Below are 14,602 nucleotides of genomic sequence, written 5' to 3' on the forward strand. Positions count from 1 at the left end.
CGAGCGCCGACCAGCGCCAGCTCAGCACCCTGGTGGCCCGCCTGGTCGACGCCGCCCTGACCCGCCGGGGTGGTCGCTCCCGCGCCGGTGCGACCCGATCGTCCAGCACCGAGCGGGAGCTGGCCCCGGGAGGACGCACCACCGGAGGGGCGAAGCCGCATGACCCGTCCCCCGCTCCGAGGCCGTCGCCGGCCCAGCTCGATCTCGGCCTGTGAGAAACTATGACTCCGTGGTCCCCGAACCGGCTGGACCCCAGCACCGGCTCCGGATTCCCGGCCATCCGGTCGTCCACGCTCGCCGTAGCGCAGCGGCGCCCGTCTCCGCCGTCGGAGTCGATGCCGAAGGTCGACCTGGCAGGGGCGCCGGGACGGACAGCGGCACGTCGTTCCGCGCCACTACGGGCGGCGGTGACCACCGCGATGCCCAGCGCCAGACGGCATCCACTCCCGCGCCGCCCTTCAACACGGTTCGGTCACGGCCATCGCGCCTGCTGGCGCGCCATGACCCATCCCCTGACCCGATCTTTCGCCATACTTCTCTCCTGTGACGCCCGAGGATCTGGACACCCGATTCGACGTCGGCTTCGAGACGCCGCCGCCCCCGGGGCCTCCTCCCTCGGGCCCGCCGCCGCGTGAGCGCCGCCGGCGCCGGCACCGGCGCCGTCCGCGGCTCTGGACGGATGTCTCGACCCGTGGCCGTGCCGTTCGGAGCGCCATCGCCGCAGTGCTGCTGGTCTGTATCGCCTGGTTCGGTTGGTCGTTCGGTCACGCCCTGACCGTTCCCGGTGGGGCCGGCCTCGGTGCCAACGCCACCGAGTGGGTGCGCGACCACGGCGGAGCCGGCATCGTGCGATGGGTCGAGCGCGAGTGGTACTTGCACCACCAGCCCCCGAAGGGCGGTCGCCCGGCGCCTGGCCTCATTCCCTCTGCCGGTCCTTCGACAAAGGCGCCGACCGCCAAGGGTCCCCCGCACCTGCCAGCACCGGCTTCGGTCGTCCCCCTGGCCAACCCGCCCCTGCCGGGCGAGGGCGAGTGGCATCCGATCGGGCGTCCGGTCGGGGGGCTGCCGGCGGTGTACTCGGCCTTCGTGCGGCCCGACCCCGTCCACACCAGTCTCGTCACCGGCGTGGCGTGGATGGACACCGACCTGCTCCGGGCCAAGCTCTACTCGGGGTCGGAGGTCCCCGGCGGGACCTGGCCCACCATGACTCCCGTCCCCCCCGAGCTTCGGCCGAGCATGGTTGGCGTGTTCAACTCGGGCTTCCGCCTGCAGGACTCCCGCGGCGGCTACTACACCGACGGCCGGCTGGCCAAGCCCCTGGTTGACGGCGCCGCATCCCTGGTCATCAGGACCGACGGCGTGCCGACTGTCGCCAAGTGGGGGAGAGACGCCGTCATGGGTCCTGACATCGCGTCGGTACGCCAGAACCTTGCTCTCATCGTCGACGCGGGAACCCCGGTGCCCGGCCTGCAGAGCGACTCCAACGTCGCTTGGGGTGCCACGTTCGGGAACGCCGTCCTCGCCTGGCGTTCAGGTGTGGGCGTCACTGCCAACGGGGCCATCGTGTACGCGGGAGGCCCCGGGCTCAGCGTGTACACCCTGGCTCAGGTCCTGTCCCACGCCGGAGCCGTGCGGGCCATGGAGCTGGACATCAACAGCGCCTGGGTGAACTACATCTCCTACGCCCAGGCTCCCGGCCTTCCCGCGGCGCCGGAGACCGGGACCAAGCTGCTCCCCAGCATGCAGTGGACGACCGGGCACAGCTTCGACGCCAGCACCCGTGACTCGGTGGTCATGTCGGCCACGCCGGGAGCGGACGCCCTGGCCGGCAAGACCACTCCCACGAGCTCGACCACACCCGCTCAGCGGCCCACCCATAGGTGAGCGAGCCGACGCTCGACCCTCTCGACAGGTTCCGCCTCGACGGGCGGGTGGTGCTGCTCACGGGCGCGTCCAGTGGTATCGGGGAGCACCTGGCCCGGGTCCTGCACCAGGCGGGCGGCCACCTGGTCTTGGCCGCCCGGCGCGCCGATCGCCTCGAGGGGCTGGCGGCCGAGCTCGACGATGCCATGCCCGTTGCCTGCGACGTGAGCAGGGACGAGGACCTGGAACGCCTGGTGGGGCAGGCGCTGGACCGCCATGGCCGCATCGACGTGCTGGTGAACAACGCCGGCACGTCCGACCCGCTGCCCGCCGAGGACGAGCCGGCTGAGCGTTTTCGTGAGGTGATGGGGGTCAACCTGACGGCCGCTTTCGTCCTCACCCAGCTCGTGGGGCGCCAGATGCTCGAGCGGGCGAGCGGCGTTGTGGTCAACGTCGCCTCGGTGCTCGGGCTGGTGGGGTCCGGGCAGATACCTCAGGCCGGCTACGTGGCCAGCAAGGGGGGTCTCGTCAACCTCACCCGGGAGCTGGCGGCTCAGTGGGCGCGCCGAGGCGTGCGGGTGAACGCCCTGGCTCCGGGGTGGTTCCGCACGGAGATGACCGAGGTCCTCTTCGCCGACGAGGGCGGGCAGCGCTGGATCAGGCGCAAGACACCGATGGGCCGGGCGGGCGAGCTGCACGAGCTCGACGGCGCCCTGCTGTTTCTCGCCAGTGACGCCAGCAGCTACGTGACGGGCCAGGTAGTCACCGTTGATGGGGGATGGACAGCGATCTGAGGCTCTACCACTGGCGGCCCGCGCCGGCCGTGGTCACGCGTCCGTGAGCACGACCACCTTGCCCAGCTTGCCCGGAGTGGCGAAGTGTTCGTATGCCTCGGTCACCTGCTCGAGGGCGAAGCGGGCGGCGATCGGCACCTGCAGCCGGCCGGCGGCCAAGAGGGGCAGCGCCTGGCGCTCGAGCCGTCGCGCCGCGTCCGCCTTTGCTTCGAGCGGACGGGCCCGCAACGTGGAAGCGACGATGCGGGACCTCAGCATCATGAGCGCGAGGAGGTCGATCTCGGCGGTGGCGCCGGCCCCGATCCCGATGACGCTGATCCGGCCGCCGTTGGCGAGTGACGCCAGGTTGGCGGCCATGTTGGGCGCTCCGACCAGCTCCAGCACGACATCGAACGGCCCGTGGGCGCCGAACTCCTCGGGGCCCACCACGTTGGCGCCGAGGGCAGCCACTGCCGGGCGGAGCTCGGCGCGGCGGACAGTCGCGGTGACCCGGGCGCCTCCGGCTGCGGCCAGCTGGACGGCGGCCGTGCCCACGCCACCGGCAGCGCCGTGGACAAGAAGGTGCTCACCCAGAGTGAGCTGGCACTGGGTGAACAGGGCGTCGTGCGCTGTCGTGTAGGCCTCGGGAAAGCCACCGGCGGCGTCCCAGGTCATGCTGTCGGGGACCGGCACCGCCGTCCGCTCGTTCACGAGGACCAGCTCCGCCTGGGCACCTCCGCCGACCACCGCCATGACCCGGTCGCCGGTTCCGAACCGCTCGACGTCAGGTCCCACGCCCACCACCTCGCCCGCCAGCTCCATCCCGGGTATGTCGGCCGGGCTGCCGGGGGGAGCGGGATAGGCGCCCCGGACCTGGAGCAGGTCGGCGGCGTTGATGCCGGCGGCCCGCGTTCGAACCAGGAGCTGGCCCGTGCCGGGAACCGGATCGGGTCGGTCGGCGACCACCAGAGCGCCGTCCATGATCGTGGCTGCCCTCATGGCGTCAGTCTCTCAGGGGCGGTGTTCCGCTACCGGACCCGACCGGCCCCGTAGTACCCGCTGCGGATCGCCGGCTGGTAGGCGACGTTCGTGCCGGTGTGGTCGGCCACAACCATCTGGCCGTTGCCCACATAGATGCCGACGTGACCAGGCGCGGGCGACTCGCCGCCCCAGTTCTCGAAGATGAGGTCTCCCGGTTGCAGATCGCTCTGGGAGACTCGGCTGGTGTCGTCGTACTGCATGTTCGAGGAATGCGGCAGTGACACGCCGGCGTGCCCCCAGGCCCACATGGTGAGCCCCGAGCAGTCGAAGGAATCAGGCCCCGCCCCTCCGTACTGGTACGGCTTCCCCACCTCCTGTTCGGCCCAGTACACGGCCGCCGACGCTCCACCGTTGGGCGCCTGGGCGGGCCCGGCGGGCGCCCCTCCGTGGCTCGGGCTCAGCCGGGGGGTCGAGCTGGCGGCGATTGCCGTGGCAGCCTGACGCTGCTGCTGGGCCTGGGCCACGAGGCCGACGAGCTGGCCCTTCACCCGAGAAAGGGTGGCTTCCTCTGCGGCCGTCTGGGCGGCGGCGGCCTGCCCGGCGCTGGCGACCGAGGTCAAGGCCGCCTGCGCGTGCTGCTGGTCGACCTCGAGGGCGGCCTGCCTGGCCTGGAGGGCCTGGCGGGCCTGGCGCAGGTGGCCCACGATCTGGTGCTCGTCTCCCGCCAGCACGTCGAGGTACTGCTGACGCAGCAGGGAGTCGTAGGCGACGCCCCTCAGCACGTCGGTCGACTGGGAGGTCCCTCCATCCATGAAGGAGCTGACGGCTTCCGTGCGCAGCCGGTCGTCGAGGGCGCTCACCCGCTGCTCGTTGTCGGTGACCTGGGCCTTCGCCGCCGCCACCTCGGCCGAGACCGAATCAGCTCGGATCCGCGCCAGGTCGTACTGCTCGGTGAGATGGTCCTGCTGCGCGTTCTGGTCGTCGATCTGAGCGGCGAGGGTGCTGGCCTGGGCCTGCAGGTCTCCCGCCGGATCCCCGGCCGCGGGCTTGGGCCCCGCCGCCAGCGGGTAGACCACGACGGTTGTGGCCGAAGCAACAAGGGCGAGGTACCGGCGCCACCGGGTGGTCATCCCCGGCGCGATCCGTGGAGCGAAGGGCACAACGGGCCAGCAACTTACGATGGCGCTGTCTTTTGATGCAAACCAAGGCCAAGCAAACGCGAACGACGAGCTAGCTCGCTACCAACCACGGCCCCGGGATCGTCGCCACTACACCCAGGTCAATGCCCGGCGCTACCGTCCCGAGGATGAGTGATCTGTCAGCCGGTGGTGAGCAGAGAATCGAGCACGACTCGATGGGTGAGGTGCGGGTTCCGGCCGCTGCCCGGTGGGGGGCCCAGACACAGCGGGCGGTCGAGAACTTCCCCATCTCGGGGATGCGGATCGACCGCTCGTTGATCGCCGCCCTGGCGGCCATCAAGGCGGCGGCCGCGCTGGTCAACGGACGCCTGGGAGTCATCGAGGCGGATGTCGCCGAGGCCCTGCACCACGCTGCCATCCAGGTGGAGGAAGGCCGGTGGGACGACCACTTCCCGACCGACGTGTTCCAGACGGGATCGGGCACGTCGTCCAACATGAACATGAACGAGGTCCTGGCCAGCCTGGCGGGCGAGCGCCTTGGCCGTGAGATCCGACCGAACGACGAGCCCAACGCCTCGCAGTCGTCCAACGACGTGTTCCCCTCCGCGATCCACGTGGCTGCGTGCCGCGGGATCGTGTCGGAGCTCATTCCCGCCCTCGAGCACCTGTGCGAGGTCCTGCGTGAGCGCAGTCGCCGGTTCGCCGGGGTGGTGAAGTCGGGTCGGACCCATCTGATGGATGCCACACCGGTGACCCTCGGTCAGGAGTTCGGCGGGTACGCCTCGGCGACGGAGAACGGCGTCGGGCGTCTGCGCGACAGTCTTCCCCGGCTGGGCGAGCTTCCGCTCGGTGGCACCGCCGTCGGAACCGGCCTCAACGCTCCAGAGGGCTTCGCGTCGGCCGTGATCGACGAGCTGGCCACCAGGCTGCGGCTGCCGCTCACCGAAGCCCGTGATCACTTCGAGCTGCAGGGCGCCCGGGACGCCCTCGTCGAGGTCTCCGGCGTGCTGCGCACCGTGTCCCTGTCGCTGTACAAGATGTGCAACGACCTGCGCTGGATGGCGAGCGGCCCCCGGGCGGGGCTTGCCGAGATCCGCCTGCCGGACCTGCAACCCGGATCCTCGATCATGCCCGGCAAGGTCAACCCAGTGGTCCCCGAGGCGGTCTGTCAGGTCGTCGCCCAGGTGATCGGGAACGACGCCACGGTGGCCTTCGGAGGGGCCACCGGGCAGTTCGAGCTCAACGTGATGCTGCCGGTGATCGCCCGCAACCTGCTCGAGTCGGTGCGCCTGTTGACCGCGGCCAGCCGAGCCCTGGCCGACAAGTGCGTGGCGGGCATCGAAGCAGACGAGGAACGCTGCCGGACCTACGCCCTCTCGTCGCCCGCCATCGCCACCGCCCTCAACCCCTACATCGGCTATGAGCAGGCGGCCAGGGTGGTGAAGCAGGCGATGGCGGAGGGCAAGGACCTTCGCACCGTCGTCCTCGAGCTGGGCCTGCTGAACGAGGACGAGGTCGACAAGGCCCTCGACGTCGAGGCCATGACCCGAGGCGGCATCTTGCGCTGATCGACCCGGGGGGAACAGGGGTACCCCGTTGGTAAGGTCGCTGCGGTGCATCCCATCGAGCGGCTCCGGTATGTAGCCAGGGCGGACGGGGCCGGCCCTGGCTCGCTCGCCGCCGAGGCGGCGCACGCGCTGGCCGGCTTTGCCGACGACCCCGCGGCGCTCGTGACCGCCTGCCGGCGCCTGGTCGACCGACATCCGACGGTGGGCCCCCTGTGGTGGGTGGCGTGCCGGGTGCTGGCCGCCAGCAACCCGCAGCAGGAAGTGTGGAAAGTGGCGGACGAGCTCGACGCCGACCCCACGCCGCTCGTCCTCGCCGACCTCATCCCCGGCGAAGCAACTGTGGCAGTCCTGGGCTGGCCGGAGCTCGTCGGTCGGACGCTGGTCCGGCGCGGCGACCTCAGGGTTCTCCTGGTCGACGCCCTGGGCGAGAGCGCGGGGCTCGCCCGGCGATTGCGATCGTCGGGCGGCGACGTGGCCGAGGTAGCTGAGTCGGGGCTCGGCAGCGCGGTGGCCACTTCGGACCTGGTCGTGCTGGAGGCCTCGCTGCTGAGCGGGGGACAGTTCATCTCCCTGGCGGGGTCGAGGGCGGCCGCGTCGGTTGCCCGGCAGGCCTTGGTGCCTGTCTGGGTTGTCGCAGGCGCGGGGCGAGTTCTGCCCAACCGCTTGGGAGAGGCAGTGCGACGGCGCGTGGACGTCAGTCCCGACCTCCCCTGGGATCGCGACGACGAGCTCGTTCCGATCGACTTGGCCGACCTCGTTGTCGGGCCGTCCGGGGCTGGGCCGGCTGCTGAGGCGTTGCGGCGGGCGGACTGTCCGGTGACGCCTGAGCTATTGAGACTTGCCGGCTGAGGCTGCGCCGTCCTCGAGATGGTGCCGCTCCCGGCGCATAATGGGCGGTAGGTGAATTCCCTCTTGCCCCCGGCCAGCGTCACACCGGGAGACGACTCGAGGAGACCCCTCTGAGACGTGCCGTCGTTGGTTCAATCGTTCTCACCGGCATCTTGGTCTTCGCGGCCGTCTCGGTAGCACTGATCGGAGGCGGTGCACCTCCCGTCACGGTCAAGACTGCCGTGACCTCCGGGGCACCTGGTTGGTTGGGTAGCGCCTCGGCCAACGTGGCTCAGGACGCGCCGGCCACGATCACGGTGCCGGCGACCTTCGCGCGGGCGAATCTTCTCGTCGCCCTGGTCGCCACGGACGGCCCGGACAGCGTCCCAGTTGGGAGCGCGACCTCGGAGACGACGGCTGTGTTCGGTGGGACATCGGGACTTACCTGGACGCGCCACGGCCACGAGTCATCCCGCCAGGACTGGGCGGCGACAGGTGACACGCTCGAGACCTACGGGGCGTCCGCCACGGAGGTGTGGACCGCTCTACCACCGCAAGGGTGGACTCCGCACGGCACGGTGACCGAGATCAGCAACCATCCCAACTCGGTCGACGACGGGCAGGTGCTCACGATCGCCGCATTCAACAACGGCCGCATTGGTGGTGTGACGACGCTCGACGGGCTCGCCGGCCGGCCCGAGCAACAGCAGATGAGCGTCCCCGTCGGGTCGTCCATCTACGCCGCAACGTTCAGCGGTCGCGTCAACGCCAACTTCACCCCTCTGCCTGCGTATCACGAGGTGATCCAGCGCCGCCAAGGCGACGACACCGCCGGCGTGCTGGCGTCGGACAGTCGCGACCTCCCGGCCGGTTTGCAGGCTGTCGGGTACAGCGCTCCGAACCCTGGCAACTACTGGGAGATGGCCATCGCAGTCATCACCGCCGCCACGTAGGGGACGGCGGTCGCACGGAAGGGCTCAGGGCGAGAACGCGACGGGCCGTGTCCCTCCGGGCCACTAGCGTCCTGGGTTCATGGGCGAGATCATCGAGTTCCCGAGCAACGGCACGACGGCTCAGGGCTACCTGGCCACCGAGGGCACCGGCCCTGGTGTCGTCGTCATCCAGGAGTACTGGGGCCTGGTCGACCACATCAAGGAGGTGTGCGACCGCTTCTCGGCCCAGGGCTTCGTGGCCCTGGCGCCCGACCTCTTCCACGGTCAGCAGGCCCGGGAGCCCGACGAGGCCGGCAAGCTGATGATGGCGATGCGCCTGGACCAGACGGCGAAGGACATGAGCGGGGCCGTCGACGCGGTGAAGGCGCGCTGTTCGAGCCGGGGAGTAGGCGTGGTCGGGTTCTGCATGGGTGGAGGGCTGGCCCTGGCGCTGGCCTGCCAGCGTCCCGACCTGGTGAAGGCTGTTGCTCCCTTCTACGGGCTGATCCCCTGGTCCGACCTGCAGCCCGACTACTCCAAGCTCGACGCCGCCGTCCAGGGCCACTTCGCCGAGCACGACGACATGGCCGGCCCCAAAGCGGCGAGAGAGCTGGAGGACACGTTGACGGCCCTGGGCAAGCGGGCCCGGATGTACATCTATCCCGGTACGCAGCACGCCTTCTTCAACGACGATCGGCCCGAGGTGTTCGACGCCACCGCCGCCCGGGAGTCCTGGGAGAAGCTGTTGCCCTTCCTGCGGGATGAGCTGCTGCACTAGCCGGCGAGGGGTCCACGCCCCGCTCGGGGCGGCGAAGCCGCCAGCAGCCAGCTTGGCGGCAGCGGCGGGGCGCCCGTAGCATCCGGGGCATGTCAGCGCGATCCAGGGATCTGCCCCGCCGCTCCTGCCTGTCCGTGCCCGGCTCGAGCGAGCGCTTCCTCGAGAAGGCCCCCAACGTGGCGGCCGACATGACCTTCCTGGACCTCGAGGACTCTGTCGCGCCCCTGGAGAAGGAGTCGGCGCGCGCCAAGGTCGTCGACGCCATCAAGAACCACGACTGGGGCGAGCGGGTGATGTGTGTCCGCGTCAACGCCTGGGACACGAAGTGGACCTACGGCGACATCGCGGAGGTCGTTGGCAACGCGGGGGATCGCCTCGAAGAGGTCATGCTGCCCAAGACGCAGTCAGCGGCCGAGGTGGTGGCGCTCGATCTGCTCCTCACCCAGGTCGAGGCCAACGCCGGGTTGCCCGCCGGTCATATCGGCATCGAGGCCCAGATCGAGACCACTCGGGGCCTGATCAACGTGGAGGAGATCTGCGCCGCCTCGCCGCGCTTGGAGACGATCGTGTTCGGGCCGGCCGACTTCGCCGCCTCGATGGAGATGCCGGTGCTGACCGGAGGGGTCTCGATCCCTGAGTACCCGGGCGACCACTTCCACTATGTCTTCTCCAAGATCCTCATGGCCGGGCGGGCCAACAGCCTTCAGGTGATCGACGGCCCGTTCCTCAAGATCCGGGAGCTCGACGCTCTGCGCGAGTACTGCATGCGGACGAGGACCCTCGGGTACGACGGCAAATGGGCGCTCAATCCCGACCAGGTGACCGTGCTCAACGAGGTGTTCTCGCCGACCCAGGAGCAGTACGACCGGGCTCTCGCCATCCTCGCCGCCTACCGGGAAGCCACCGAGGACGACCGCAAGGGGGCGGTCATGTTCGGCGACGAGATGATCGACGAGGCCAGCCGCAAGATGGCCGTCAAGTTCGTAACCAGGGGGGAGCGGGCGGGGCTGACCCCCGGCGCCGGCTAGCGGGTCACCGGGACTCCGCGCCATGTCCGTCGACCCCGTTGACCGGCCCGTCATCGACGCCGTGGTTCCGGCGCGCAACGAGGCGCCCACAGTGGCGACAGTGGTCGAGGCGTGCCGGCAGTGCTCCGCCGTGCGTGAGGTGATCGTGGTCGACGACGGCTCGGTCGACGACACCGCCGAGCGGGCGGCGGCAGCCGGCGCCAAGGTGATCCATCGCGGCGATGCCACCGGGGGCGTCGGTGGTTCGAAGGCACACGCCATGGAGGCCGGCGTGGCCGCGTCGGACGCCCCGGCGGTGCTCTTCGTCGACGCCGATCTGCTGGGCCTGACCGACGACCACCTCGACGAGGTCTGCCGCCCTTTCCTCGACGGCACGGCGACGATGTCGGTGGGCTGGTTCGACTACGGAGCCTGGAACCCGCTCGTGCTCCGGTTGCCTCCGACGACCGGGGAACGGGTCGTGCCCCGCTGGGTCTTCGAGGCGATCCCGCCGGCGAAGCGGGACGGCTACACGATCGAGATCATGATCAACGAGGTCATCGCCGAGGGTCGCCTGCCCACAACAGCCCGGATCATGCGCGGCGTCACCCACCGCACCAAGCGCGAGAAGCTCGGCCGTCTGGAAGGGTCCTGGCGTACGTGGGAGATGTTCTGGACCCTGCTGTCGCTACCGCTCACCGGCGTCGTCCGCTGGCGGACCTACTGGTTCTACCTACGGGGCCTCACCGTCGAGCGCTGACGCGTCTCAGGAGGCCGCGCCCGCGAGGCGGCGGGCGATGACCTTGAGGGCGAGGGTCTCGTCGGCCCCCTCGAAGATCGAGAGGACGCGGGCGTCGACGAAGTACCGGCTCACCGGGAACTCCTCGGCGTAGCCCATCCCGCCGTGGATCTGCATGGCCTCGCGCGTCACCCACTCGGCCGCCCGGCACACGTACGCCTTGATCATGGAGGCCTCCAGGGCTCCCTCGCCCTTGGCCATCAGGCGCGCCACCTGGTAGGCGAACTGCCTGCTGGCCTGGATGATGACCGCCATGCGGGTGAGCTTGGCCCGCGTCAGTTGGTAGTCGAGCACCGGAGAGCCGAACACCACCCGGTCGCTGGCGTAGGCGTAGGCCGCTTCGTAGGCGGCCTGCATCAGGCCGAGGGCACGGGCCGCCGTCTGGAGCCGTCCGTTCTCGAAGCCCTCCATCTGGTAGTAGAAGCCCCGGCCCTCACCCTCGGGTCCGCCGATGAGGCAGTCGTCGGGCACCCACCAGCCCTCGAAGGCGAGCTCGTAGGAGTGCATGCCGCGGTAGCCGATGGTGTCGATGGGGCGGCCCTCGAGGCGTCCGGGGGGTCCGGCCCGCCCGTCGGCTGCGGGGTCCTGGGTGAGCAGGAAACCGTGGCCGTCGCCGCGTGGCTTGGGGACCACGAACACCGAAAGGCCCCGGTGGGCCTTGGCCCGATCAGGATCGGTGCGGGCCAGCAGCATCAGCACGTCGGCGCGTGCGGCGAACGTGCACCAGGTCTTCACCCCGTCGATCACCCAGCCACCCTCGCCGCGCCCCGCCGTCACCTTGATGCCCGCGACATCCGAGCCGAAGTCCGGCTCGGTGACCGCCACCGCCGCCATGGCTTCGCCGCTGGCGAGTGTGGGGAGCCAGCGCTGCTTCTGCTCCTCGGTGCCACCCTTGACGAGGGCCCGGCTGAGGATCTCGGGCCGGGTCACGAGCGACCCCCCGGCTCCCAATGACCCTCGGGACAGCTCCTCGGTGGCGACGACCATGCCCATGTAGTCGCTCTCGCCGCCCGCTGCGAACCCGCCGTACTCGGCGGGCACCGAGAGGCCGAAGGCGCCCATCTCGGCGAGCCCGGCGATGATCTCCTCGGGGATGTCCTCGTTGTGACGATGGATGGCTTCAGCCACGGGGCGGATCCGGTCCTCGGCGAAGCGGCGGAACGTGTCCTGGACCATCTCGAAGTCGGCGTCGAGGTGGCGTGGGCCCTCCTCCCCGGCCAGGTCGGCCAGGAACCCGGGCGACCGGTAGGCCCGCACGAACGGCAGTGTGGCATCGAGCTGCCCGGGCTCGGTCCCCCACTCGTCCTCCCGTCCCAGCGTGCGAGCCAGGAGGTCGTGGACGGCATCGGCCACGAAGGCACACGCCAGCCTGGCTTCGACCTCGCCCTTGGACCCGTAGTCGAGCACGGCGCGGGCGCACTCGACGGACGCGGCCGCATGAGCCAGGTCGTAGGCGACGACCTGGTGCTCGTCAGGCCCGCCGGCCGACGCCACATGTCGCGCCGCAGTCTCGACGACGACCGTGGCCTGCTCGACGACGACCGCGGCGGCGTCCAGGTCGGGAACGATCATGCCCCGAAGGCTACCGACGCTGTGCCAGCACGGTGACGAGAGGGGGTAGGACGACGGGGTCCTCTCCCGGATCGACGTCGGTGAGGCTGGCGAGGTAGTCGGTCACGGGACCCGGCCCAGCACCGGCCGGGGCCTCGGCCCAGGCATCGACCAGCTCGAGGTCGGCCCGGCCCACCAGCGCCGGCAGCACCGCTCCGAGGTCGGGGTGCGGCGCGTCCGGCATCGAGAGGCGATCGCCGCCGACCCGTCCGGCGCTGGTGATCGGCTCCTGGGCGACGACCCACCCGCCCGCTCGGACGGCCTTTGCCATGCGGCGCAGCACCGCGACCGGCTCGACCACGTGCATGAGCAGGAACCGGCAGAAGGCCAGGTCCACCGGCTCGGGCAGCAGCAGGTCCTCGCCGGCCTGGGTGATGGCCAGCACCTGGGTGTGGGCCGCCGCCGTCTTGGCCACCTCGTCTCGGGCGCGAGGGTCGTTGTCCACCGCGTACACCCGTCCGGTGCGCCCCACCATCTCGGCCAGGGCCACGCTCACGTCCCCGCCGCCCGCCCCGACGTCGACACAGCGCCACCCCTCTCCGACGCCCAGCCGTTCCAGGGCAGTGGCCAGGGGGCGGCGATAGACGTCATTCCGAAGTCCCAGCTCGGTCACGTCGCTCGTACCGCCTCGACGAGCTCGTCGATCGCAGGACGGTCGTCCGGGGTCCGGGACCGGAAGGCGTAGACCAGGCGACCGTCCCGACCGATGACGAAGTCGCCACCCAGCTGGAGCAGGTCCTCGTGCGGCAGCTGGGGCCGGCGCCCCTGGCGCATCAGCTCGACATAGCGCCGGAGGGTCGTCGGTCCGAACGCCCGCCGCGCCGGCGCCCGGCCCAGCCCGTAGTCCCGATAGCAGTGACGATCCTCGTCGGCGAGCACGGGATAAGGGAGGTCGAGCCGCCGCTTGTAGCCTCGAAGGTTGCGCTGCCGGGTAAAGGTCACCAGCGCCACGGCTGCGTCTCCGAGATCATCGAGGCGGTCGCGCACGGCGACAGCGTGGGCCTGGCACGGCAGTCAGGCCAAGTGGCGGTGGAAGACCACCACGACGTGTCGCCCGCGATGCTCGGAAAGGCGCCACCGGTTCCCATCGTCGCCGGGCAGGTCGATCTCGGGAGCAGGCTCGCCGATGGCCGCGGGCATGCCCGACGGTAGCCTGTCGGCCGTGCCGAGCCGAACCGATCCGGCGGTTGCCGACGACCTGGTCGATGCCGTGCGCACCTTCGTGGCCAAGGAGGTGATCCCGGTCGCCTCTGAGCTCGAGCACGCCGACGCCTATCCGGACGACCTGGTGGAGGCCATGCGGGAGCTGGGCCTGTTCGGGTGCATGGTGCCGGCCGAGCACGGAGGGCTGGGCCTCGACACCGTGACCTACGCCCGCATCGTGGCCGAGCTGGCCGCGGGGTGGATGTCGCTCACGGGCGTGCTCAACACCCACATGATCGTGTCCACCCTCCTGGATCAGCACGGCGAGCCCGAGCAGCGGGCGCGCTGGCTCCCCCGTCTGGCGACAGGGGAGCTGCGGGGCGCGCTGTCCCTCAGCGAGCCCGACGCGGGGAGCGACACCGCAGCGCTCCGCTGCCGGGCCACACCCGACGGCGACACCTACGTGCTCGACGGCACGAAGATGTGGGTTACCAACGGCGAGCGGGCCGGGATCGTGGCCCTCGCCGCCCGGGCGCCGGAAGGCATCACCTGCTTCATCGTCGAGAAGCAGCCCGGCCTCAGCTCGGGTGGCATCACCGTCTCGCGGCGGATCGGGAAGCTCGGCTACAAGGGCGTCGAGACCGTCGAGATGTCCTACGACGGTCACGTGGTCCCCGCCGACGTCGTGCTCGGGGGAGCGGCGGGGCTGGGCAAGGGCCTGCGCCAGATCCTGGGCGGGCTCGAGCTGGGACGGGTGAACATCGCGGCGCGCGCCTGTGGGGTGGCCGGGGCCGCCTTCGAGGCGGCCATCCGGTACGCCCAGCAGCGCGAGGCGTTCGGCGGGCCGATCGCCGGTCACCAGGCGATCCAGTTCAAGCTGGCGGACATGGCGACCAAGCTGGAGGCGGCGCGCCTGCTCACCCGCTCGGCCGCCGAGAAGCTCGATGCCGGCGAGCGGGCCGACGTGGAGGCGGGCATGGCCAAATTGTTCGCCTCCGAGGCGGCATTGGAGATCGCCACCGAGTCGATGCGCATTCACGGCGGGTACGGGTACAGCACCGAGCTTCCGGTGGAGCGATATTTCCGGGATGCCCCGTTGATGATCATCGGTGAGGGGACGAACGAGATCCAGCGCATGGTGATCGCCCGGGGGCTTCTCCGTCGCCACTCCCTCTGAGAT

The 14,602-nt window shown here is 70.7% G+C and carries 16 protein-coding genes; 10 read left to right on the forward strand and 6 right to left on the reverse strand.

The window, feature by feature from the left end; translation table 11 throughout:
- From VGF64_17835 to VGF64_17845, 3 genes are all read left to right on the forward strand, one after another.
- The coding region (locus tag VGF64_17835; protein ID HEY1636620.1) for a hypothetical protein at positions 1-215 on the forward strand (215 nt) is incomplete at its 5' end.
- Between the two features lie 328 nt (positions 216-543).
- Positions 544-1,884 (forward strand): phosphodiester glycosidase family protein, encoded by a 1,341-nt coding sequence (locus VGF64_17840; protein ID HEY1636621.1) that lies wholly within the window; start codon positions 544-546, stop codon positions 1,882-1,884.
- Positions 1,881-2,657 carry a glucose 1-dehydrogenase gene (locus VGF64_17845; protein HEY1636622.1) on the forward strand — a complete coding sequence of 259 codons (777 nt, stop codon included), beginning with the start codon at positions 1,881-1,883 and terminating at the stop codon, positions 2,655-2,657. Before VGF64_17840 ends, VGF64_17845 begins: the two co-directional genes overlap by 4 nt.
- 33 nt (positions 2,658-2,690) lie before the next feature.
- Here VGF64_17845 and VGF64_17850 read toward each other — a convergent pair whose 3' ends face one another.
- Both VGF64_17850 and VGF64_17855 read right to left on the reverse strand, forming a co-directional pair.
- A complete protein-coding gene (locus VGF64_17850; GenBank protein HEY1636623.1) occupies positions 2,691-3,635 on the reverse strand; it encodes a zinc-binding dehydrogenase in 945 nt (314 codons plus the stop codon).
- 29 nt (positions 3,636-3,664) lie between these two features.
- Positions 3,665-4,747: an NlpC/P60 family protein gene (locus VGF64_17855; GenBank protein HEY1636624.1), complete on the reverse strand. Its 1,083-nt coding sequence runs from the start codon at positions 4,745-4,747 to the stop codon at positions 3,665-3,667.
- 176 nt (positions 4,748-4,923) lie between these two features.
- Here VGF64_17855 and VGF64_17860 point away from each other — a divergent pair, with 176 nt between their 5' ends.
- The 6 genes from VGF64_17860 to VGF64_17885 all read left to right on the forward strand — a co-directional run bounded on the left by VGF64_17860 (position 4,924) and on the right by VGF64_17885 (position 10,629).
- Complete coding sequence (locus VGF64_17860) at positions 4,924-6,324, forward strand: class II fumarate hydratase (GenBank protein ID HEY1636625.1); 1,401 nt, start codon at positions 4,924-4,926, stop codon at positions 6,322-6,324.
- Positions 6,325-6,369: 45 nt separating this feature from the next.
- Positions 6,370-7,173 (forward strand): hypothetical protein, encoded by an 804-nt coding sequence (locus VGF64_17865; GenBank protein ID HEY1636626.1) that lies wholly within the window; start codon positions 6,370-6,372, stop codon positions 7,171-7,173.
- A 221-nt stretch (positions 7,174-7,394) separates the two neighbouring features.
- Positions 7,395-8,105 carry a hypothetical protein gene (locus tag VGF64_17870; GenBank protein ID HEY1636627.1) on the forward strand — a complete coding sequence of 237 codons (711 nt, stop codon included), beginning with the start codon at positions 7,395-7,397 and terminating at the stop codon, positions 8,103-8,105.
- Between the two features lie 79 nt (positions 8,106-8,184).
- Positions 8,185-8,862 carry a dienelactone hydrolase family protein gene (locus VGF64_17875; protein HEY1636628.1) on the forward strand — a complete coding sequence of 226 codons (678 nt, stop codon included), beginning with the start codon at positions 8,185-8,187 and terminating at the stop codon, positions 8,860-8,862.
- A gap of 89 nt (positions 8,863-8,951) precedes the next feature.
- Positions 8,952-9,890 carry a CoA ester lyase gene (locus VGF64_17880; protein ID HEY1636629.1) on the forward strand — a complete coding sequence of 313 codons (939 nt, stop codon included), beginning with the start codon at positions 8,952-8,954 and terminating at the stop codon, positions 9,888-9,890.
- A gap of 22 nt (positions 9,891-9,912) precedes the next feature.
- A complete protein-coding gene (locus VGF64_17885; GenBank protein ID HEY1636630.1) occupies positions 9,913-10,629 on the forward strand; it encodes a glycosyltransferase in 717 nt (238 codons plus the stop codon).
- 6 nt (positions 10,630-10,635) lie between these two features.
- Here the strand turns inward: VGF64_17885 and VGF64_17890 are convergent, their stop codons facing one another.
- Genes VGF64_17890 through VGF64_17905 form a run of 4 tightly spaced genes read right to left on the reverse strand, consistent with a single transcriptional unit; the run spans position 10,636 to position 13,419 of the window.
- Positions 10,636-12,240, reverse strand: coding sequence for an acyl-CoA dehydrogenase family protein (locus VGF64_17890; protein HEY1636631.1), 1,605 nt, complete (start codon positions 12,238-12,240; stop codon positions 10,636-10,638).
- A 10-nt stretch (positions 12,241-12,250) separates the two neighbouring features.
- A complete protein-coding gene (locus VGF64_17895) occupies positions 12,251-12,892 on the reverse strand; it encodes a class I SAM-dependent methyltransferase (GenBank protein HEY1636632.1) in 642 nt (213 codons plus the stop codon).
- Positions 12,889-13,293, reverse strand: a complete 405-nt coding sequence (locus tag VGF64_17900; protein ID HEY1636633.1) for an AhpC/TSA family protein — start codon at positions 13,291-13,293, stop codon at positions 12,889-12,891. The genes VGF64_17895 and VGF64_17900 overlap by 4 nt, the downstream gene beginning before the upstream one ends.
- Positions 13,294-13,419: a hypothetical protein gene (locus VGF64_17905; protein HEY1636634.1), complete on the reverse strand. Its 126-nt coding sequence runs from the start codon at positions 13,417-13,419 to the stop codon at positions 13,294-13,296.
- 22 nt (positions 13,420-13,441) lie between these two features.
- On the opposite strand from VGF64_17905, the gene VGF64_17910 reads away from it, so the two are divergent.
- Positions 13,442-14,599 (forward strand): acyl-CoA dehydrogenase family protein, encoded by a 1,158-nt coding sequence (locus tag VGF64_17910; GenBank protein HEY1636635.1) that lies wholly within the window; start codon positions 13,442-13,444, stop codon positions 14,597-14,599.
- Positions 14,600-14,602: the final 3 nt, after the last annotated feature.

Source organism: Acidimicrobiales bacterium (genome assembly GCA_036491125.1).
Taxonomy (GTDB): Bacteria; Actinomycetota; Acidimicrobiia; order Acidimicrobiales; family AC-9; genus AC-9.

Excerpts from the sequence above, each read along its gene's own strand:
- VGF64_17890 (HEY1636631.1), bottom strand. The coding sequence starts at position 12,240 with ATGATCGTTCCCGACCTGGACGCCGCCGCGGTCGTCGTCGAGCAGGCC.
- VGF64_17905 (HEY1636634.1), bottom strand. The coding sequence starts at position 13,419 with ATGCCCGCGGCCATCGGCGAGCCTGCTCCCGAGATCGACCTGCCCGGC.
- VGF64_17875 (HEY1636628.1), top strand. The coding sequence starts at position 8,185 with ATGGGCGAGATCATCGAGTTCCCGAGCAACGGCACGACGGCTCAGGGC.
- VGF64_17880 (HEY1636629.1), top strand. The coding sequence starts at position 8,952 with ATGTCAGCGCGATCCAGGGATCTGCCCCGCCGCTCCTGCCTGTCCGTG.
- VGF64_17860 (HEY1636625.1), top strand. The coding sequence starts at position 4,924 with ATGAGTGATCTGTCAGCCGGTGGTGAGCAGAGAATCGAGCACGACTCG.
- VGF64_17850 (HEY1636623.1), bottom strand. The coding sequence starts at position 3,635 with ATGAGGGCAGCCACGATCATGGACGGCGCTCTGGTGGTCGCCGACCGA.
- VGF64_17855 (HEY1636624.1), bottom strand. The coding sequence starts at position 4,747 with ATGACCACCCGGTGGCGCCGGTACCTCGCCCTTGTTGCTTCGGCCACA.
- VGF64_17885 (HEY1636630.1), top strand. The coding sequence starts at position 9,913 with ATGTCCGTCGACCCCGTTGACCGGCCCGTCATCGACGCCGTGGTTCCG.